Source organism: Criblamydia sequanensis CRIB-18 (assembly GCF_000750955.1).
Lineage (GTDB): Bacteria > Chlamydiota > Chlamydiia > Chlamydiales > Criblamydiaceae > Criblamydia > Criblamydia sequanensis.
This window is the reverse complement of the sequence record NZ_CCEJ010000012.1, coordinates 42,299-62,594: the sequence shown is the minus strand read 5'-3', so window position 1 is coordinate 62,594 and position 20,296 is coordinate 42,299. Positions and strand designations below refer to the sequence as shown.

At 38.0% G+C, this 20,296-nt stretch carries 17 protein-coding genes; 12 read left to right on the top strand and 5 right to left on the bottom strand.

Annotated features, from left to right (window positions below; genetic code table 11):
• Positions 1–372 precede the first annotated feature (372 nt).
• From cutA to CSEC_RS11375, 9 genes are all read left to right on the top strand, one after another.
• Positions 373–729: a divalent-cation tolerance protein CutA gene (gene cutA, locus CSEC_RS11415; protein WP_053332029.1), complete on the top strand. Its 357-nt coding sequence runs from the start codon at positions 373–375 to the stop codon at positions 727–729.
• Between the two features lie 18 nt (positions 730–747).
• Positions 748–978 (top strand): KH domain-containing protein, encoded by a 231-nt coding sequence (locus tag CSEC_RS11410; protein ID WP_041018617.1) that lies wholly within the window; start codon positions 748–750, stop codon positions 976–978.
• Positions 979–1,093: 115 nt separating this feature from the next.
• Positions 1,094–1,885, top strand: coding sequence for an alpha/beta fold hydrolase (locus CSEC_RS11405; protein ID WP_041018616.1), 792 nt, complete (start codon positions 1,094–1,096; stop codon positions 1,883–1,885).
• 13 nt (positions 1,886–1,898) lie between these two features.
• The gene (locus CSEC_RS11400) at positions 1,899–3,488 is read left to right on the top strand and encodes a Mur ligase family protein (RefSeq protein ID WP_041018615.1); all 1,590 of its coding nucleotides are present in this window, start codon (positions 1,899–1,901) and stop codon (positions 3,486–3,488) included.
• 3 nt (positions 3,489–3,491) lie between these two features.
• Positions 3,492–4,676, top strand: coding sequence for a D-alanine--D-alanine ligase family protein (locus CSEC_RS11395; protein ID WP_041018614.1), 1,185 nt, complete (start codon positions 3,492–3,494; stop codon positions 4,674–4,676).
• Positions 4,677–4,952: 276 nt separating this feature from the next.
• A complete protein-coding gene (locus tag CSEC_RS11390) occupies positions 4,953–5,330 on the top strand; it encodes a single-stranded DNA-binding protein (RefSeq protein ID WP_041018613.1) in 378 nt (125 codons plus the stop codon).
• Positions 5,331–5,639: 309 nt separating this feature from the next.
• Positions 5,640–5,990, top strand: coding sequence for an STAS domain-containing protein (locus CSEC_RS11385; protein ID WP_041018612.1), 351 nt, complete (start codon positions 5,640–5,642; stop codon positions 5,988–5,990).
• Positions 5,991–6,312: 322 nt separating this feature from the next.
• Positions 6,313–7,359 (top strand): tRNA (adenosine(37)-N6)-dimethylallyltransferase MiaA, encoded by a 1,047-nt coding sequence (gene miaA, locus CSEC_RS11380; protein ID WP_053332028.1) that lies wholly within the window; start codon positions 6,313–6,315, stop codon positions 7,357–7,359.
• Positions 7,360–7,371: 12 nt separating this feature from the next.
• Positions 7,372–7,905, top strand: a complete 534-nt coding sequence (locus CSEC_RS11375; protein ID WP_041018611.1) for an NADPH-dependent FMN reductase — start codon at positions 7,372–7,374, stop codon at positions 7,903–7,905.
• 144 nt (positions 7,906–8,049) lie between these two features.
• Here CSEC_RS11375 and CSEC_RS11370 read toward each other — a convergent pair whose 3' ends face one another.
• The 4 genes from CSEC_RS11370 to rnr are packed head-to-tail and all read right to left on the bottom strand — an operon-like array spanning position 8,050 to position 12,290.
• Positions 8,050–8,712, bottom strand: coding sequence for a DUF502 domain-containing protein (locus CSEC_RS11370; protein WP_041018610.1), 663 nt, complete (start codon positions 8,710–8,712; stop codon positions 8,050–8,052).
• Between the two features lies 1 nt (position 8,713).
• On the bottom strand, positions 8,714–9,403 hold the full coding sequence (locus CSEC_RS11365) for a DUF502 domain-containing protein (protein ID WP_041018609.1): 690 nt from the start codon (positions 9,401–9,403) through the stop codon (positions 8,714–8,716).
• Positions 9,404–9,450: 47 nt separating this feature from the next.
• Positions 9,451–10,062 carry a DNA-3-methyladenine glycosylase gene (locus CSEC_RS11360; RefSeq protein WP_041018608.1) on the bottom strand — a complete coding sequence of 204 codons (612 nt, stop codon included), beginning with the start codon at positions 10,060–10,062 and terminating at the stop codon, positions 9,451–9,453.
• On the bottom strand, positions 10,059–12,290 hold the full coding sequence (gene rnr / locus CSEC_RS11355) for a ribonuclease R (protein ID WP_053332027.1): 2,232 nt from the start codon (positions 12,288–12,290) through the stop codon (positions 10,059–10,061). Before rnr ends, CSEC_RS11360 begins: the two co-directional genes overlap by 4 nt.
• A 240-nt stretch (positions 12,291–12,530) precedes the next feature.
• On the opposite strand from rnr, the gene leuS reads away from it, so the two are divergent.
• Positions 12,531–15,101: a leucine--tRNA ligase gene (gene leuS, locus CSEC_RS11350; RefSeq protein ID WP_041018606.1), complete on the top strand. Its 2,571-nt coding sequence runs from the start codon at positions 12,531–12,533 to the stop codon at positions 15,099–15,101.
• A gap of 47 nt (positions 15,102–15,148) precedes the next feature.
• Here the strand turns inward: leuS and CSEC_RS11345 are convergent, their stop codons facing one another.
• Positions 15,149–18,298 carry a hypothetical protein gene (locus CSEC_RS11345; RefSeq protein ID WP_041018605.1) on the bottom strand — a complete coding sequence of 1,050 codons (3,150 nt, stop codon included), beginning with the start codon at positions 18,296–18,298 and terminating at the stop codon, positions 15,149–15,151.
• A gap of 140 nt (positions 18,299–18,438) precedes the next feature.
• Between CSEC_RS11345 and CSEC_RS11340 the strand changes: the two genes are divergently transcribed.
• Complete coding sequence (locus CSEC_RS11340; RefSeq protein WP_041018604.1) at positions 18,439–19,335, top strand: C40 family peptidase; 897 nt, start codon at positions 18,439–18,441, stop codon at positions 19,333–19,335.
• Between the two features lie 90 nt (positions 19,336–19,425).
• A complete protein-coding gene (locus CSEC_RS11335; RefSeq protein WP_041018603.1) occupies positions 19,426–20,295 on the top strand; it encodes a YicC/YloC family endoribonuclease in 870 nt (289 codons plus the stop codon).
• Position 20,296: the final 1 nt, after the last annotated feature.

The window sequence follows — 20,296 nt, the reverse complement described above, 5'->3', positions numbered from 1 at the left end:
ACGGATTAGGCGCAAATCAAGGGTTTAAGTTTTTCCTTTATTCAGAATCCAAACTATGCTATGAAACTTATACCTAAATAGCTAAATAAGGCACTTTTTTGAATAAATGCTTTTTTTTTGCTGTTTGTGTGTTTGAATTCCGGATTTTCTAAAATTTTTAAGGTATCAAGCTTTAAATTAAGAAATTCTGAGAGTTCTATCGTTTATTACAAAAGTTAATTATAACTTTTACGACTTCTTGTTTTTTTATAGCTACGGATTCAAGCTATTCAATTAAGAAGGTTTGTTTTTATTATTTATTTTTAGCAAGGAAGCAACCATTTTTATCTTTTAACAAATGTTTTTCCAACCTATCGGTGTCTTTGGATCTATATGTCTGATTTAATTGAAATTTGCTGGACAAGCGGCAGCCTTGATGAAGCTCGGCGCATCTCACGTTTTCTTGTGCAAGAAAGGCTTGTTGCCTGTGCTCAAATTGTTCCTTGGATAGAATCTGTATTTTTATGGAATAATAGATTGGAAACTGTTCAGGAAAGCAAGATCGTCTTCAAAACAACAAAAGAACATTTTGAAACGATCAAAAAAACGATTTTAGATAACACAAGCTATCAAGTTCCTGAGATTATCTATTACGAAATCAGCGGAGGTCATCAAGAATACCTGGATTGGGCCTTTGAAAGCGTAAAAAAGAAAGAAAAAAATGAAATTGCTCCTAACAATACCAAATAATCATGCATGGAATAAGCTATGAAAGAATTTATTGAATATATCGTTAAAAATTTGGTCGACAGTCCGGACAATGTCAATGTAAATTGTTATGAAGGCGATAGGGGAATGGTCGTAGAAATTAAGGTTGGATCACAAGACATCGGCAAGGTGGTTGGTAAAAAAGGTTCAACTATTAATGCCCTTAGAACCATTGCGATGACCGTTTGTGCGCGTCTTGGAAGAAAAGTTCGTGTTGAGCTTGTCGAGTAGTTTTAAATAAGTGTTTTAACTTAACTTTTTTACATCTCTTTTTTAAACAAACTACCGGTAGGATGCGAGCCGGATATCGGCTCGCATCCTCATAAAGTTAAGGACTGTTTTTTAGGTGATTGATCAAGACGCTGTTCCATGCGGGAAAGAAAGCTACATCCCTCTTTCAGGCAAAATTTTCGGCGAGGGCAAAGATAAAGTTATTCTTTTACTTCATGGTTGGGGATTGTCTGCTAAAGAACTCTACCCCTTGGCCGAACTTTTGCAAAGCCATCGAGAAGTTCATTGTCTTGATTTGCCGGGTTTTGGAAAGACTCCTTTTCCAAAAATTGCCTGGAGCTCTTTGGATTATGCCAAGTGTCTTAACTATTATATTCAAGAAATGAGAATCAAAAAAGTTGAAATCTTAGGGCATTCCTTCGGTGGAAAAGTAGCTGCTCAATTTGCAACGCTTTATCCCGAGAAGGCTGAAAAATTAATCTTCGTTTCTTCATCAGGACTCAATCGAAAAAGAACGATTCCGGAAGCTTTGAAATTTCTAAGCATTCGCTCGCTTGGAAAAATACTAAAAACTTTGGATAAAACTATTTCGACAAAAGTGTATGAAACTTGGTTTATTCCAAAATTTGCATCAAGCGATTATAAAAATGCTAAGGAAATGAGGCCCACTCTTCTAAAAACGCTTAAAGAAGACCTGACAGGGGTATTTTCAAACATTCAAGCCAAATCCCTGATTTTATGGGGGGAAGAAGATAGAGAAACCCCTCTTCAGATGGGAATTAGGATTCACCATTTGATCAAAGATTCTGTGCTTATTGTGTTGGAAAGAAAAGGGCACAATCCCTTTGAAGGCGTTGGCTCCCATCTTATTGCAAAGTATATCCTGAATTTTTTAAATGGGCGCTAGCTTGGGAGTAAGGATGCTGCTTGTTTCGCAAATTTTATTTTCTTGTTCTTTCTTACTTTTTCTTTCCAGAAGAATATTGAATTATCTTCGGTTCTTTCAGCAAGAAGATTATAGGCCAAAGCGATTTTTAAAATGGTTTTTGTGGGCTAAAGCGTTTGATACGAAAGGGACCCTGATTTTAGCCCTGGCTTTTCTCGGAAGATTTTTTTTTGAACCGACCTTTCTTTATTTCCTTCTCTCTTTTGGGTTCCTCTACTCTTTTTTTAAAGAAGAGGATCCAAGGGTGTTTGGTAAAATACCCTTAAAAATGACAAATAGGGCAAAACGTTTATTTTTAGTAAGCTTAAGCTTATCTTTTATCTTATCGCTTTCAGCCTATGCTTTAGGGGATTTTTTTAAAGAGCTTGTGTTCTTTGCTTTCTTTTTGCAAATGCAGCCCCTTATTTTACTTCTCTCTTGGCTCCTTCTTCATCCGGATGAAAAAAGAAGACAAAATAAGTTTTTAAGACAAGCAAGCCTAAAGCTTGAAAAGGTAGACCCATTTGTGATTGGGATCACAGGAAGCTATGGCAAAACTTCAACAAAACATGCGCTCGCACATCTTTTAAATACTTGCGTGGGTCCTACTTTTTTTCCAAAAGGAAGTGTGAATACTCCTATGGGGATTACAGTTGAAGTGAATGAGAAGCTAAAGCCTTACCATCAATTTGCTGTGATCGAAATGGCAGCTTATGGAATCGGTTCAATAAGAAATCTTTCTTGTTTCACAAAGCCTAAAGCTGCGATTTTAACTAACATTGGTTTGGCGCATTTGGAGAGGTTTAAACTTACGCAAACCATCCAAAAAGCAAAAGCTGAACTTGCTGAAGCCCTTCCAAAGGGGGGGCTTTTGGTTTGCAATGGGGATTCACCCTTGATTCGTGAGATTGCCAAAAATCATAGGGATAAAAATATTATATTTTATGGCTATTCGGATCATTTGGGACCTATTGATTTACTAATAGAATTCAAAGAAAATACTTTAAAAGGAACTTCTTTTACCTTTACTTGGAAAGGGAAGTGTTATTCAGGCACAACCCCCCTTTTTGGCAAAGCCAATCTTTCCAATATCGCAGCCTCTTTTGCCATGAGTTCAGAACTTGGGGGAAACCCTGATTTTTTAATGGCAGCTATTGGTTGCATGGAACCTGTGAATAACCGGCTGGAAATCAAACAAGACAAAGGGGTTACCTATATCAAAGATGCTTATAACTCTAATCCCTTGGGATTTAAAGATGCCTTAGAGGTGATGGAAGCACTTCCCGGACAGCGTAAATTTTTAATGACGCCCGGAATGATTGAGCTTGGGCCTCTTCAAGCTCATGAGAACGAAGAAGCCGGCAAAAGGGCCAGTCGTTTTTTAGATACCGCTTTGATTGTCGGAAAGGTGAATCGTGAGGCCTTAAACCGCGGCTTATCCTCGCAAATGACCCCTTCACAGGTTCTTTTTTTCGATTTTAGGGAAGAGGCTTTAGCTTTTTTAAAAAAAGAAGCTCGCGAGGGAGATGTGATTCTCCTTGAAAATGATTTAACAGACATCTATGAAAGCAAGAGCTCATTTTAGAAAATGACTAACAAAAAAAGAAAAAAAATTGCCCTTCTATTCGGGGGTAATTCTGCTGAACATGAAATTTCAATTGTCACGGCATTGCAAGCCTATCAAGCTGTAGATCATCTAGAATTTGAAACCATTCCTGTCTATATTACTCAGCAAGGCAAATGGTATACAGGTGATGCTTTGTTTAAAAAGGCAAGTTACAAAGCCTTTGATCCTGACACCTTAAACTTGAGACGGGTAACTTTGCTCCCTGAACCTGAGATTCAAGGCTTACTCATTTATGGTAAAAATAACAAAATCGATTTAAATCAAAAAATTGAAATAGACGCATGTCTTCTTTGCTTTCATGGCCAGCAAGGTGAAGATGGAGCGATGCAAGGTTTGCTTGAGCTTGCCGATTTACCTTATACCGGTTCTCCCATAGCCGCAAGCGCACTTGCTATGAATAAATCTCATTGCAAGGCTCTCCTTTCACATTTTGGCATTCCCACTCTACCTTGGACTGTAGTTAGGAAAAAAGAGGCCCTTGTAAATTTTCAAAATGTCATTGAAACTATTCTTAATAATAAAGAAATGTCTTTTCCCCTTTTTATAAAACCTACACAATTAGGTTCAAGTATTGGCATTTCAAAAGTTCTAAATGAAAATGAGTTAAGGAAATCCCTTGCCCAAGTTTTTGTTTATGATAATGAAGCTATTATAGAGCCTTGTCTGACTTCCGTCCTGGAAATAAACGTTTCTGTCTTAGAAGGGCACCCCCCCCTTGCATCGGTAGTTGAAACACCCATTTCATCGGATGGGGCTTTAAGTTATGAGGATAAGTACCTTAGGGGAGGAAAAAATTCCGACGTTCAAGGGATGGCTAGTTTGCAAAGAATCATTGATCCGAAAGATCTTGATGAATCTATAAAAAAATCTGTGCAAAATTATGCGATTAAAGGGTTCTCAATATTAGGATGTTTAGGTCTTGTGCGATTTGATTTCATGTTAGACTTAAATGAAAATCGACTTTATTTTAATGAATTGAATCCCATACCGGGATCTCTTTCTTTCTATCTTTGGGAAAAAAGCCATCCTCAAAAAATTTATACAGATCTTTTAAGCGATTTGATTTTCATGGCTATAATGAGAAAAAAAGAAAATCTATCGTTAAAGAAAAATTTGGATAATCTGCAAAAAGTCATAACTGCATAACCTAAGCGGATTGAAAACTAGACTAACTTTTTTCAATGAAACCATTTTTAAATGCTTTCTAAAGCTATTTGGAATAGCATTTTCTAAACCTTTCTTTTGATTCAAGCAAAAGGTAAATAAAATATTTTAAAATATTTTCTTTATTTTCTTGTAAAATAATTTTTTTTATTTATTCTGACGAAATAGAGTATCTATGAACAATATCTTATAGTTGAGGGGATGGCTAAAAACGCTATCCCGGCACCTTAAGCTTATCGAAAGGATGAGGTAAGTGCTATGATGGCACTCAATAAAGTTTTTATTGCCGGAAGGCTTACAAGAAAGCCGGAGCTTAGAAAAACTCCAAATGGCATGGCCGTTACAGATTTATTTGTTGCTCTTAACCGAGAATTTGTGACTCAAGGTGGAGAAAAGCAGCAAGAAGTTTGTTTTGTCGATGTCGTTGTTTGGGGAAAACAAGCGGAAGCTTGCGTTCAATATTTAGATTGTTCTTCGACAGTTTTTGTTGAAGGCCGATTGCAGCTTGATGTTTGGTATGGTAAAGATGCCAATGACAAGCGATGCAAACTGAGAGTGGCAGCAGACAGAGTTCAATTTTTAGATCGTCTGCAAGCTACACAAACTCAAGAAAAATTTGCAAGCCAGGCTAATTAATCAATCACTCTTTAATTTAGTAAAGTGTGATTGATTAATTAAAAGAGCAATCTGTATTTCTCTTTTACAAAAGGCTCAGCAATCTTTGAAAATAATTAGAAGAATAGAACATAAATTGTTTAAAATTAATGATTAATCAATTTATGGGGTTCAACTTTTTTTTGTTTTTATGGAAAAAAGGCTTTCAAAATAGAAATGTTAGTAAGTTATTCCTTTAATTTCCCTTTTTATTATAATGGAAACATATGGCGAAAAGGAAATTTTTTCCTTCTTAACTAACGCACTTTTCTTTTAACAGGGGTTTATCAAATGGAAAATGTAGTCGATTTAAAAGAAGAGCAAGAAGGCGATCTCACAATTTTAAAAATTAAGGGACGTTTAGATGCCATTTCCGCGCCGAACGCTGAAAAGAAAGTTTTCGAATGCATTAATAATGGTCAGCATAACCTATTAATGGACTTTTCCGAGGTCGACTATCTATCTAGCGCAGGTATGAGAATGCTTCTTTCAACTACTAAAAAGCTTAAGACTCTATCGGGTAGGCTTGTCCTTTGTTCTGTCAATGTGAATGTCTTGGATGTTCTTAAAATGTCCGGTTTTGACCATGTGCTTGATATTGCTCAAACTAAAGATGAAGCGAAGAGCAAATTCCATCATTAATTGACCTTTTCTTGATCTTAAACAAGATTTCCATCACAATTTCTATATACACAAAGTGTTTCAAAAGTTGGTTTTTATCTTCGCCGCCCTTTAAATCCGGATGCACCCGCACCTTCTCTTAGGTGCTTCTTCAATAAAGGGCAATCTTGATTTAAATTCCCAAGCACCGGCTTTGCTAAAACTCTAACTTTACACGTTGTGAATAGATTTGTGATAATTTTTTATTTCGATCAAAATAGCTCTCTTTCTTTTTTAATACTTAAAGGTATGATAAGCTTCTTAACTTTTATAAGAAGATCTAAGAGAGTTGGTAAAGGCAACTATGAGCGGGTGTGAGACAGGCAGCGGTGTTTCTTGCGAGCAAGAAGAAATGGAACGCATTTTATTCGGGTTTAAACTAGAAGCCCAAAAACAGCTCGTCTCACTTCAAAAACCAAGAAAAAAAGTGCTTGTTATTGCGGGGCCGACAGCGGTTGGTAAATCCCGCTTTGCTTTGGATCTTGCCAAAACTATAAATGGCGAAATTATTTCAGCTGATTCCATGCAAGTCTATAAAGGGATGGATATCGGAACTGCCAAATTGCCCTTAAATGAAAGAGAAGGCATCCCCCACCATCTTATAGACATTAGAGCTATTCGAGACGTTTTCAATGTGGTTGATTTTTACTATGAAGCAAGACACCTTTGCCAGCAAATTATTGCAAGAGATGCAGTTCCAATAGTTGTTGGCGGGTCCGGTTTTTACATTCACTCTTTAATCTATGGTCCCCCAAGCGGACCTCCCTCTGTTGCAGAACTTAGAAAAGCCCTCGAAGAAGAAGTGGAAAAATTCGGGATTGAGGCGATGTTTAAGAAACTAAAAGAGCTAGATCCGCAATATGCATCGACAATCACCGCCGGAGATAAACAAAAAATTGTTCGAGCGATTGAAATTATTCGTCTGACAGGCAAAAAAGTTAGTAAGCTATCCTGGAAGGGAAGGCGTCGCCCCCAAAATTATGACTTCAGATGCTGGTTCCTTTTCAAACCAAGAGAGCATCTTTATCGTGTGATCGATAAACGATGTGAGAGAATGATAGAGGATGGCTTTATAGATGAGGTAAAGGCCTTGCTTGATGAAGGCCTTAAAGAAAACTCATCAGCTCTGCAATCTATTGGGTATCGGCAAGTCCTTGATTTTTTTGAAACTTCGCAGACAAAAGAAGATTATCAAAAATTTATTGAGAAATTCAAACAGGCAACAAGAAGTTATGCAAAAAGACAGCTCACCTGGTTCAGAAAAGAACCGGATTTTCGCTGGCTTGATTTAGATCTTCATGATTATGAAGTGGCTCAAGAGCTTGTTATTAATGATTTTTTAAATTCTTAAACCCCTATTTAAATGAAAATTATCGGTATTTCAGGAAGCCTTCGATCAAATTCTTTGAGCCAGGCTTTTTTAGAGTTTTTACTAAGAGGCATGGAAGAAAGAGGTTTCCTAACTTCCAAAGCGGATTTAAAAATATTGAATCTGCCTTTTTATAACCCCAAAGAGGGAGAAGAGGAGCTTACTTTAGCGGCCTACAAAAAAATGATGGAAGAGGCGGACGGCCTTCTTATTATCAACCCGGAATATCATGGAAGCATTAGCGGCGCTTTAAAAAATGCCTTGGATTATCTGGAATCTAGCAAAATGGTTGGAAAAGTCGCAGCTTTAGTTTCGATGCTTGGAGGGGAGGCCGGCGGTTTTTCTTTAGAGCATCTTACAACTGTCGCAAGGAAACTACACCTATGGGTGTCGCCCGCGACTTTAATCATCCCAAAATGCGAAACTAATATTGGAAAAATGGGCGAGCCTTTAACAAAAGAGCTTAAAGATAGAGTCGAAATTTTTTTAGACAAATTTGAATTCGGCTTAAAAAAACTTAAGGGTTAATCCTCGTATTATCGGCCTTGATTTTTCCTGTTCGATCCTCTGAAAAACGAATGTCATTTTTTACACTTTGCTCTTCCTTGAATCCCGTCCCGAAATTGAAAAATCTACCTCTTCTTAGAGCGCTAAGACACTGACCGATGATAGTCACAAGCTAAGGTTTTTATCTTTTCCCTCGTTTTCAAAAGGAGAGGCCATAACTCCAAAAGAGACGACAAATTTTAAAGCCTCTTCGACGGACATGTCTAAATATATCAATTGATCTTTTCTATATAAAATCATAAATCCCATGGTGGGGTTCGGTGTAGCCGGAACAAAAACAGAAATTTCCCCATAAAGGTTATCGCTTTTTTCTTCAGCTCCTTCTCTTGTAATCAATCCGATGGACAAATTTCTATCTGTTGGAAAGGGGATGAGAACAACTTTTGAAAAGCTCTTGCTATCATTTTGAAAAAGAGTGTGAATCACATCTTGAACAGCTTTATAGATTTTATTTATGAAGGGAATCTTATGAATCAACTGGTTCCCGATTTTTAAAAAGAAATTAAAGAAAACAATTCTTCCTAAGAAGCCAAAAAGGAAGGTCAATAAGATTAAGAAGACAACGACTATCAAACGGCTTAAAAGAGGGACTATTTGATAGACGTGAAAAAAACCGATTGTGGTGTCGCTTAAACCGAATGAATCAAATAAGTTTTCAACAATCCCGACAAAGGGCTTGGTCAACAAATTGACAAGAAAAATAAAAAGGAGCGCGGTAATCACAAAAGGAAGAAGAATCGCAAGTCCGGTAATGAAATTTTTTTTCATATTACTTAAGAGGGTTATTTGTTTCGTCCATGTTTGGTTTTTTTTCTTCTAAAGCTTTTAAAGGTTCGTTCATGATTACCCCGCAGGAAATAATGTACTTTAAAGCTTCCTCGACTTTCATATCGATGTAGATTAAATCTTCCGGCTTATAAAGCACTAAATACCCTGAAGTCGGGTTTGGAGTTGTCGGCACAAAGACCCCAACGAAAGTATCCCCGTTTTTAGTGGAAATGCCTTTGATGTCTTCTCTTGTCACAAGTCCTATGGAGTGGCTGTCTTTAAAAGGAAAAGGAACTAATACGACTTGTTTAAAAGATTTTGTTTCGCTTGTCAGCATTGTATTGATGACATCTTGGCAGGTTTTGTAAACCGAGCTGATAAAGGGAATGCGGTGAATCAAGCTATCCCAAAATTTAATAAGGGCATGCAAAAAGAACCAGCGCGCTAAAAAACCAAGAAGTACTGTAAATAAAAACAAAAATAAAAGGATAGAGACTTGACTGATGATAATTTGGGTTTGCTTAGCCCCTAAAAATGAAAACCCTTTTTCAAAGACATGGTAGTGGTCAAAAAGAGACTGGACAATCCCGATAAAAGGACCGGTCAAAAGGTTTAGAAAAAAAAGGACAATGGCTAAAGTCACGGCAAGCGGCAGAAGGATAACAAGCCCGGTGATAAAATATTTTTTCATTTCGAATTCTTTGTTTAAATAGGTACGATAACTAAATTATAAAGGGCTTACTCTTTAACCCGTTTCTCTTTTCTTATGTAGGGAGAATTTTTTAAAGTAAATCTCCAAAGCATTTCTTTATACTCTTCGGCATAATCGATGCCGATCCGTTTGCTTTTGTCAATCGCATCAGATGGAATTATTTTCTTTTCTTTTTCTATCCAGATCTCTGGCCCGAACAAAGGTACTTTGTCTTGTTTTAAAGTAATACCTAAAGCTTGAGTTAAAGCTCCCGGGCCCATGGTTAGAGAGGGGGTAAGATTCATTTTTTTTCGCCGCTCCAGCATGACTTCAATTCCAAGGGTCGGCTCAATTGCTCTTATCAATATAGCATGAGGCATCTCTTCTTTATTTGTGACAATATTAAACATCGTATGAATGCCATAGCATAGATAAACGTAGGCAGTGCCCCCTTTTCTATACATGCTTTCATTTCGTTTTGTTCGAATTAAATTATATGCATGAGACGCTTTATCTTCAGGTGCTTTATAGGCTTCTGTTTCAACAATGATGCCTGCGGTAAGTTTTCCCCCAATGTTTGTGAAAAGAGTTTTCCCAATCAGCTTTTCCGCTAAAAAAAGAACATCGTCATGAAGATAAAAATCTTCGTTTAACATCATCTTTTTTTTCTATTTCTTTTTGATTTTTTTACATTTTTAAAATCTTTACGACTTTTTTTAGGTTTAAGGGCAGCTAGATTTTTTTCGCCTTCTTTTGGGAGAATCTCCCATCTGCTCTCTTGCATAATCAAATCAATGCTTTTCAAAACAGCAGTAACTGTATCGCCCATATTATAGGTGACTTTGCTTCTTTTTCCTCGGAGCTGCATTTTTTGCTCGTCGTAGTCGAAAAAGTCATTCCCGATCTCAGAAATGTGGATGAAGCCGTCTAAAAGATGGGGCAGCACTTCAATTGTTATTCCAAAAGGCTTGATGCTTGTGACGACAGCGTTGTATTCTTGATAAGGATCTTTAATAAATTCTTTTTGAATCAACCTTAATTTCTTTAGAAGAATAACGCTCATCTCAGCTTTTGCAGAAACTCTTTCTTGCTCAGAACAGTGAAGTGTGGCTTCTTCCAAATATTCAAGATTATCCTCGTCGCCAAATAAAATACGGTGGACAATCAAGTCCGCATAACGCCTTATAGGGCTTGTGAAGTGGCAATAATGGGTTAAACCAAGCCCGTAGTGGCCGATGTTTTCAGGCGAGTAATAGGCCATTTTCATGCGGCGAATGTAGCTTGTAGCCAAGTACTGCCCGTAAGGGCTTTTTACAGCCTCGTTAAAAAGTTTCTGGATGGCATAGGAGGTTGGCTTATCCGGCATCTCAAAGCCAAAGGACCTTGTTAATTTAACGAAATCTTGAATATTTTCAGAAGCCGGTTCGTCATGAACTCTAAAAGCCAGATTTTTGCCCAGGTTGTCAAGATGAGTTGCCACCATTTCATTGGCTTTAAGCATAAATTCTTCGACAAGCTGGTGTGTGATGTCATATTCGACTGTGTCAATGCCGGTTGGGTTCCCTTGAGGATCCACAAGCACTACAAGATCCGGAAGAGCAAGGTCTACGCTTCCTCGATCGATTCTTTTTCTTTTTAGAAGCCGGCATAGCTCTACCATCAACTCTAGATTTTCCTTAAGCGGACTTTTCTTTTTTCCCTGAAGGATGGCAAAAGCTTCTCTATAGGTTAATCTTTTGACGCTTTTAATTACGGATCTATCAATACTATAGGAAACAAGCTCACCTGCAGGGTCAAACTCCATAAAGACAGAAGCTGTAAGCCTTGCCACATTAGCTTTCAGGCTGCATAAGTTTTCAGAGAGTTCCTTAGGCAGCATGGGGACGCAAACTCCGGGAAAATAAGTCGAATTAGCGCGATTTTTCGCTTCTTCATCTAAATAGGAGCCGGCTCTTACATAGTGAGACACATCGGCTATATGGACGCCCAAGAAATAATGCCCTTTTTTATCTTTAGTAAGCGTTAAGGCATCGTCAAAATCTTTCGCAGTGTCAGGGTCGATTGTAAAAGTCACCTCATTTCGAAGATCGCGTCTGCCTTTAAGATCGCTTGGCTTAATTCTTTTTCCAAATTTTTCAGCTTCTTTTAAAACTAGAGGAGAAAAAGAATTTTTAAGATCATACTCTTCAATGGCAGCCGGTATGTCGCACTTTGGATCCGAAATGTGACCTATTTTATGTAAAAGCCTCGCTATGGTTACCGATTGTTTTGTTCCCCACTCCAAAACTTCAATGACGATTCGATCACCGACTGTCAATAACTTTTGACCTTCCTGCTTTAGAATAACTCTTTGGTTAGCCCCAAGCATAGGCACATAAACGATCGGTTCCTCATTTTCTCCAAATTCTCTAATGATTCCGGCAAGATGCCTTCTTGATCGTTCCAAAATATTCAGGACTTTGCCTTCAGGACCTTTATCATGCTGCGGAAGAGAGGAGACTAACACTTCCACTTTATCTCCATCGACTGCATTCATGGTAAAGTGTCTTGGAATAAAAATGTCTTCAGGAAATGCGGATCGGTCCTCAGGGATGACAAAGCCAAAACCCCTAGGGTGCATTTTTATAGTCCCCTTAAGGAGATCTTCGTTCCCGATAGAGGACTCATAGGAATAGCGGCCGGATGAAAAAGAAACTTCACCCTCGTTTAAAAGAGATTGAAGGAGCTCATTTATTAAAGGAGCATGCTCCGGCAAAATCTTTAATTTTTGGATTAACTCTTCAAATGAAAGGGGCCTTGCTTTTTTTGAACTTAAAAATTCTCTAATAGTTTTCAAAAGATTTTCTTTCAGCCGATCTTCTTTTGACTTTTTGGTTTTTTTTGCCATATAATTTCCAATTTGGAAAGGAGTTAAACTCTCGCCAACCTCTCCCTTTTCTCTTTAAGCTTGTTATTCTATCATAAATTGATTGGCCGGAGAACCATTTTTCGATTCCTTCAAACCTAAAGCTCCACGTCCTTCAAAATAAAGCAAGTTCGCAAGGGTTTTTTTGAACTATAAAATAATTTTGAAAGCCTATATAAATATAAGCTCCTTAATACTTATGCATTAAATTTGAGAATTTTCATGAAATACAACCATAAAGCCATTGAATCCAAGTGGCAGAAAAACTGGGAAGAAAATAAAGCTTTTAAAGTCGAGGCTGACCGTTCCAAGCCAAAATATTACGTATTGGATATGTTCCCATACCCTTCGGGCTCCGGCCTTCACGTGGGGCATGTCGAAGGGTATACCGCGACAGATATCATCGCTCGTTTCAAAAGACAAAAAGGATTCAATGTTCTCCATCCCATGGGCTGGGATAGTTTCGGGTTGCCGGCTGAACAATACGCCGTTCGAACAGGGACACACCCGCAAGAGACGACTAAAAAAAACATTGATACTTTTAGAAAACAGTTAAAATCTCTTGGATTTAGCTACGATTGGGATAGGGAGCTTGCCACAAGCGACCCTAAGTATTATAAGTGGACGCAGTGGATTTTTACTAAGCTTTATGAGAAGGGCTTAGCTTATGAAGCGGAGATGCTAGTTAACTATTGCCCGGCTCTTGGCACCGTTTTAGCGAATGAAGAAGTAGAAGACGGGAAGGCAAAAGAAGGAGGCCATCCGGTAGAGCGAAAGCCTTTAAAGCAATGGGTATTGAAAATCACAGAGTATGCGGAAAAGCTGCTTGATGATTTAAGTCTTTTGGATTGGCCTGAAGGTTTAAAAAAGCTTCAAGTGAATTGGATCGGCAAGAGCCTCGGGGCAAAAGTTTTATTCCCGATCGAAAATAGAAACGAAACCATAGAAGTTTTTACGACAAGAGCGGACACTCTTTTTGGAGCGACCTTTCTTGTTCTTTCTCCTGAACATCCGTTCTTAGAAACACTGACTCACGAGCAATCAAAAGCCGAAGTTCAAGAGTATCAAAAGCAAGCCAGTAAAAAAAGTGATTTGGCTAGGACTGATCTTGCAAAAGATAAAAGCGGTGTATTTATTGGCACCTACGCCATCAATCCCTTAAACGGCCGAAAGATCCCTATTTGGGTAAGTGATTATGTGTTGATGGGCTATGGAACAGGCGCCATTATGGCAGTTCCAGGCCATGATGAGCGTGATTTTGAATTTGCTCGAAAATTTAACTTACCGATTTTACCTATTATAGAGCCTGATTTTGAAACCTATTCTCAGTTGATTCCGATTGGAATGGAAAAAGAGGAGGTCTTAGAGGAGGTTTTAAAAGGAAAGAGATGCTGGACAGGGGAAGGGCGCTATATTTATTCAAAGAATGAAGACTTGGACCTTTCAAACTTATCTATGGAAGAGGCCAAAAGCGCCGTCGCCAAATATCTTGAGAAAAAAAACGCGGGTAAAGAAACCACTTGCTATAAGCTAAGAGATTGGCTTTTTTCAAGGCAGCGCTATTGGGGCGAACCTTTTCCGATCCTTCATTTTGAAGACGGAACAAAGCGTGTTCTTGATTTGGATGAGCTTCCTTTATTGCCTCCTGATATCCAGGATTTTAGACCTGCAGGTGATGGAAGAAGCCCGCTTGCAAAGGTGACTGATTGGGTAGACATTCAAGATAAAAAAGAAGGAAAGGCAGCCAAACGGGAAACAAATACCATGCCTCAATGGGCCGGTTCTTGCTGGTATTACTTAAGATTTTTAGATCCGCAAAATGAAAAAAGAGCTTGGGATGCCGATAAAGAGAATTATTGGATGCCGGTTGACCTTTATGTGGGTGGAGTTGAGCATGCGGTGCTTCATCTTCTCTACGCTAGGTTTTGGCATAAAGTCCTCTATGACCTAGGGCTTGTTTCAACAAAAGAGCCTTTTCAGCAGCTTCGAAATCAGGGATTGATTGTTGCAAGATCCTACCAGAATAAAGACAATCTTTATGTCGACCCTGAAGAAGTGATGGAAAAAAATGGCCAATATATCGAACGAAAAAGCGGCGAGGTTTTAAAAAGCCAAATCGAAAAAATGTCTAAGTCGAAACTTAATGGCATTACCCCTGATGATATTATAGAAGAGTTCGGAGCGGATTCACTCAGGCTTTATGAAATGTTTATGGGGCCCTTGGATCGCGAAAAAGTTTGGAATACCGATGCGGTCAGCGGCTGCCGCCGTTTCTTGCAAAGATTTTATGATATGGCAACCTCGGATAAAGTTACAGAGGATGTCAATGAAGAGGCTTTAAGACTTGGACATAGACTTGTCCATCAAGTGACAAATGATATTGAAGCCTTACAGTTTAACACTGCGATTGCTAAAATGATGGAGTTTATAAATGAGTTTACGAAGCTTGAAAGCTATCCAAAGTCTATTATAAAAATGGCGACCCAATGCTTGATGCCTTTTGCGCCCCACCTTGCGGAAGAGATCTGGGAAACCCTTGGCTTTAAAGAAAACCTAAACGCGCATCCTTTTCCTGATGTCAACCCGGTCTACTTGACGGATGCTTTAGCCACCTACATTGTTCAAGTGAACGGAAAAGTAAGAGGCAAGTTCGATCTTCCCAAAAATCGAAGCGAAGAAGAAATTCTTAAGATTGCCAAAGAAAATGAACTTATCTCAAAACATCTTGGCGGTAAAGAGATTAAAAAAGTCATTTTTGTTCCGAATAAGCTTTTGAATATGGTCGTTGACTAGATATGTAAAAAAAGAACTCGCGGAATAGCCCGCGAGTTCTTTTTTTATTAATTTCCAGTATTTGCAGAGGTTGCTGGCACGCTTTCAGCCGGAAGAACAATTGCGCTCACAGAACCTTGTAAAGTCGCTGCAGTTCTTTCATTCTTAATCTGTAAAGTCGAATTTTTTAAGGCTTCTGAAAAAACGTCGGTAATTTGAGCAAAAAGATTCAGATTAAAATGCTCATGCTGGAAAAGCTGGTTGTAGACCTTTTTAATTAAATTTTCGATATCCCCGCTATTGCCAAGAACAAACGGCATGGCGCAAGTTTGTAAAAAGCCTGTCCATCCGCCTGTATTAGCATAAGATCTAAATATGTCATGAACAAGACCTGAAATACGATGGATCTCTTTATCAAGAGATCTGCCAAAGGATTTTGGAGATAAGGGGGGCTCTTCTCTTCTCTCTAATAAAGTTTTAATAGCTTTTTTATCCGGAAAAGCTTTTTGAAGTTTAGAGACAAAAAGGTCGATAAGGGCGTAATCCTCTCTTAAAGGTTGTAAGGAAGCAGAAATGGATTGATTGATAGGCTTTTTAGCAAGAGCTAGCGCTTTTTCAACCCAGCTTCCATATTCGCCAATTTTAAAACAAAGTTTATCTATCATCGCATAGTAATAATCTTTTTCCTGAGCTCCCGGGACAGTCTCGGTAAGGTATAGGATGACGGCCTCACTTTCTGTCATATCATTAAAGGATTCATGTATTAAAACTTTTTCCAGCTCATGAATAAAGGGAAGAGCAATTCTTTGAATAAAAGCTTCCTCTTTTAAATCGCCGCTATTTTTTTTGTATTCGCTTATTTTTGATTCCATGAGGTGAAAGATTTCAGAGGCGATTTCCTGTCTTTTCAACTGAAATAAATTTCCAAGAGTCCGTAATTGTTTTAGGGGCTCAACCGACTGCTTAAGGAAAGGTGAAAAGGCTTGGGAAATTGATTTGGGACCAAAATTTTGAAGGATTTGATTTTCCCTAAGATGGCTTAAGATGGTTTTCAGTAAATTAGCGGTTGGTGGAGTATTTTTTACAGTAGTTGTAATGATGTTAAAAAACGTCTCTAAAAGGGCTGTTTTTTCCTCTTTTGTGAGAGGGAGAACGGCTAAAGAATCGCTTAAAAAATAACTTTTAAAAGAATCAAAAAAAGCCACCTCGATTTTTTGGCATTCCGTTAATTTAAGTTTTAATTCGTTTAGATTGCTCGCCATTGTTGAAGTTGGCTTGTTTAAGCTTTTGCAATAAACATTCCTCATTAAGATATCTTGACACTGCTCTTCTAAAACAGGAAGCAGGCTATCCGCCATAAATTGACTGAAGGCTTGAGGGGTAATAAAAGTCTCAAACATCATAAAGAGCAAGTGGGAAGAGAAAAGCTGGATATGAGTTTCGATAATCGTCGGAATGATCTGTTCTGCAGATCTTGAAATAAGCTCTTTAACATCTTCAGCAAACGTAAATTCTTCAGGCAGGAAATGCTTGACGAATTGCTCGATCTCTTTTCCTAAATTTTTAAGTTCTTCCGGAAGTTCAAGCCGTCTCCAGAGATTTTGAAGGCCTGTAATGGTTCGGCTTCTGCCATCAATTTCTTCTACGCGGGAGGGAAGAAGAGAGCTTACAAGCCTTTTGACAAGGTCATTTAGCAAATTAAGTTCATGGGATTTTTTCCATTCGCTAAATTCTTTAGATCCATTCCACGTCCTTGTCGATCTTCCCTTAGGTATTGTCAGGATTTGTCTTAACACAGGGTGCGCCGTTTCATAGGTTCCAAATTGATAGGCAATAGCATTTAGTTCTTCGGCTTCGAGCTCTTTATCACTCGAACTATGTTTTATCTCTTCTCTAACATCATTTTTAGCTTGAATAAAGGTTGTGATGTGCTGATCGATTGCAAGAGTAAGCTTGTCTATCATTTCTGATAAATCCATATGAACGAATAAATCTGCAATCCGACCCGATAGCTCTTCAGTTAATATTGCGGTATTTCTTTTTAAAGTGACTTCAATAATAGAGGGGAGTTTATCGACAATCTTAAGTTTTAAATCAGAGAGCAAAAGGTCGATTTTAGCGTCTACAAGAAGAGAAATGCATTCCTCATAGTAAGCATCAATCATTTCCCCGATAAAGCCTTCCCGGTCAATTTCTTTTGGCCTTCCGGTATCAAATATCCAGTTGACTACAAGGTATAAATGTTTTTCTTTTAAGTCTGTAATCTCTTTATCTATCTTTCCCTTTACAAATTCTAACGATTCTCTCTCTTTTGCAAGGTTTTCTTGGCTATTGCTTGATTTTCTTTTTCTTTTAGGCATAGAAGGGAGAAGAGGCTTTTTATCCAGGGAAGCGTTTTTCTCATCTATTTCAGCCAGTTTTTTGATAATCCTTTGTCTTTCCTCTTCAAAAGGCGAATTTAAAGTTAATTTTCCCTCTTCAATTTTTTTATCGACGTTCTTTTTTAAATCACTCACAATATTTAGCTTTAAATTAGTGCTGCTTGAGTCTTCTTTAATAAGCCAATTAAGGACTTTCTTTAGAGATTTAAGAAAGATGGCTTCTGTATGAATTCGAATTCCATGTTTTGTCATGGTTTCAAAAACGGGATTTTTAATATGACCTCCCACTTGAATGATAAAAGAGGAGAGTAGTTTTAAGGACTCCTTAACTTGTTCGAAATAGACATCTTTCATCTCAAGAGGCGGTAAAATTTTATCAATTGCGCAAGATGTGCAGCCTGAAATAAATTCCGACATAAATCGTCTCATTTTTTGAAGGGGCTCCGGAAAAACCACCTCTTCATAATCACTTTTAATTATATTTTCAGGAATGGTGGCTGCAGGCAGGCTCTGAGATGACTCTAATTTTAAATAGCTCAGAAGATGGCTGTAGCGAAAGGTTGTGGATCCTCTAGAATAGTTTGTACTGTTTCTTGAAATACTAAAGGGTTCGTAAGGGGTTTCCGAATAAGCTTTTTTTTGAATTTCTTTTAAAGCTTCAATGTGTTCTCTTTTTGTTAGAGTTGGTCTCGAAGGCCACCAAAAAAAGAGGATCGAAAAGATCTTTTTTACAATTTGAACGATGACAACGCAGACACGGATTAATATCCCGGGCGTTGGTTCAACATAAGGTAGAAGAGTGGGTCTAGCTTTAACAACTGGAGGATTTTCGATCATACTATACCATTATTATTTTTACGTTGCGGCGTATTATAAAAATTATTAATTAAATAAGAAAAATCGTTTCAATATTGAGAAATACTAAGATAACTTAACGCAATGTTACTAAACAACAATTAAAAATTTATAAGAGAGCCATGTTTACAACCCTGCCTTACCCTAAGGTTCCAGCTGATTTACGAGCTTTAAAAGAAAAAAGAGAGCCTTCCAATTGGAACGACCCATTGCAAGAAAGTCAAATTTTATCAGGAGAAGAGGTGCGGATTATAGACGCTTCCGGCCCTTGGTTTTTAGTGGACTTATTGAATCAGCCCGTCTTTAAAAATAATCAATGGGTTCCCTATCAAGGTTGGGTTTTAAAAGAAACTTTTTCAATCATTGATAAAAAACCGAATTGGTGTGTGATAAAAGTAGAGACAGAAATTAAAGCTGATAAAAACAAGACAAGTCTAACAATTGGCAAGTTACCTCTTGGATCTAGGCTTTTTGGTGAACTTGATGGCGAGTGGCTTAAGCTTAACTTAGGTTCGGAAACTGGCTATATTTCAAGAAATTCTGTTGATTCTTTAGTTAAGCCTTTGCATCCCAAAGAGCTGTTATCCCGAGCTATCGATTTGATCGACATCCCTTACTTTTGGGGAGGCTTAAACCCAAGTCAAGAGCAAGGAGTAGATTGCTCGGGTCTGACTCATCTTTTATTTAGAAGTTTTGGAAAAACGATTCCGAGAAATGCCCATGATCAGTTTCTTAAGTGTGAACGAAAACGATTTTCAGACTTGAAAACAGGGGATCTTTTGTTTTCATCTGAAAAAGGGGTTGGGGGAAGAATTACCCACGTCATGCTTTTTGTTCAGGGCAATAGAATTATAGAAGCGGTTAAATCCGAAAGAAAGGTGCGAATTATATCTTTAAAGAAAAAGTTCAATGAAGAACTTAACCCCTTTTTAGAGGAGCAAGAGCTTTCAGATGGAACGGCTGTTTTCTATGGGTCGTTATTACCTATAAGCGGCGGGGAAAAGACGGGTTTAATTTGACAACAACCCTCTATAAATTTTATTATAACTGCAATTATTGAATAATTTCCCGAAAGCTTTCGAAAGTCACAAGGCCCCATGTTAAGAAGTATGACGGCATTTAGCCGAGTAAATCACGTTGATTCTATAGGAAGATGCTTAATTGAGATTTCCTCAATAAATAGAAGACATCTTGAGGTGCAAACTTTTTTGCCGAAGGAAATCTCAATTTTTGATCCGGAAATAAGAAAAAGGGTGCAAAAGAAAACGGCAAGAGGCTTAGTGATTGTTAAAGTTTCACTTCGGCTCAATAAGGATACCCCCTTTGTCGCTTCTGCAAACAATGGTTTTTTAGAACAGTTAAAACCTGTTTATAAGGAAATGGCTAAAGAATTCGGATTGGCGGAAAAAGAGATAGCCTTGGCGTTGCTGCCAAAAGAATCCAATCTTATCCTTTTTGATGAAGACCCTGCCTTTCAAGAAAAAATGGAGCCTTTTTTCTTTGCAGCTCTTGATGAGGCCTTGGAAGCTTTTCAAATATCCAAAGAAAAAGAGGGTAGGGTTTTAGAAGAAGACCTCTTTGCCAGGATGGAAAAATTAAAACATTTTCTTTCATTGATTGAAAATAATTCAGAAAATGTGAGAGAGCTTCTTTATGAGAGGTTAAAGGCAAGGATAAAGGAAATGCTCCCGGAGGGGGTTAGCTCAGATGAGAGGGTTTTAAGAGAGGCCTGCCTTCTAGCCGATAAAGCTGACATCACCGAGGAAATTGTAAGGCTAAAGTCCCATATCGATCTTTTTTTGAAGACTATGGAGCATGAATCGCAGCAGGGAAAGAAATTAGAATTTATTTGCCAGGAAATCCATCGCGAGATCACGACGATCTCATCGAAAACAAATGAAACTAAAGTATCCATTTTAACAGTAGATTTTAAGTCAGAGCTCGAAAAGATAAAAGAGCAATTGCAGAATATCGAATAAA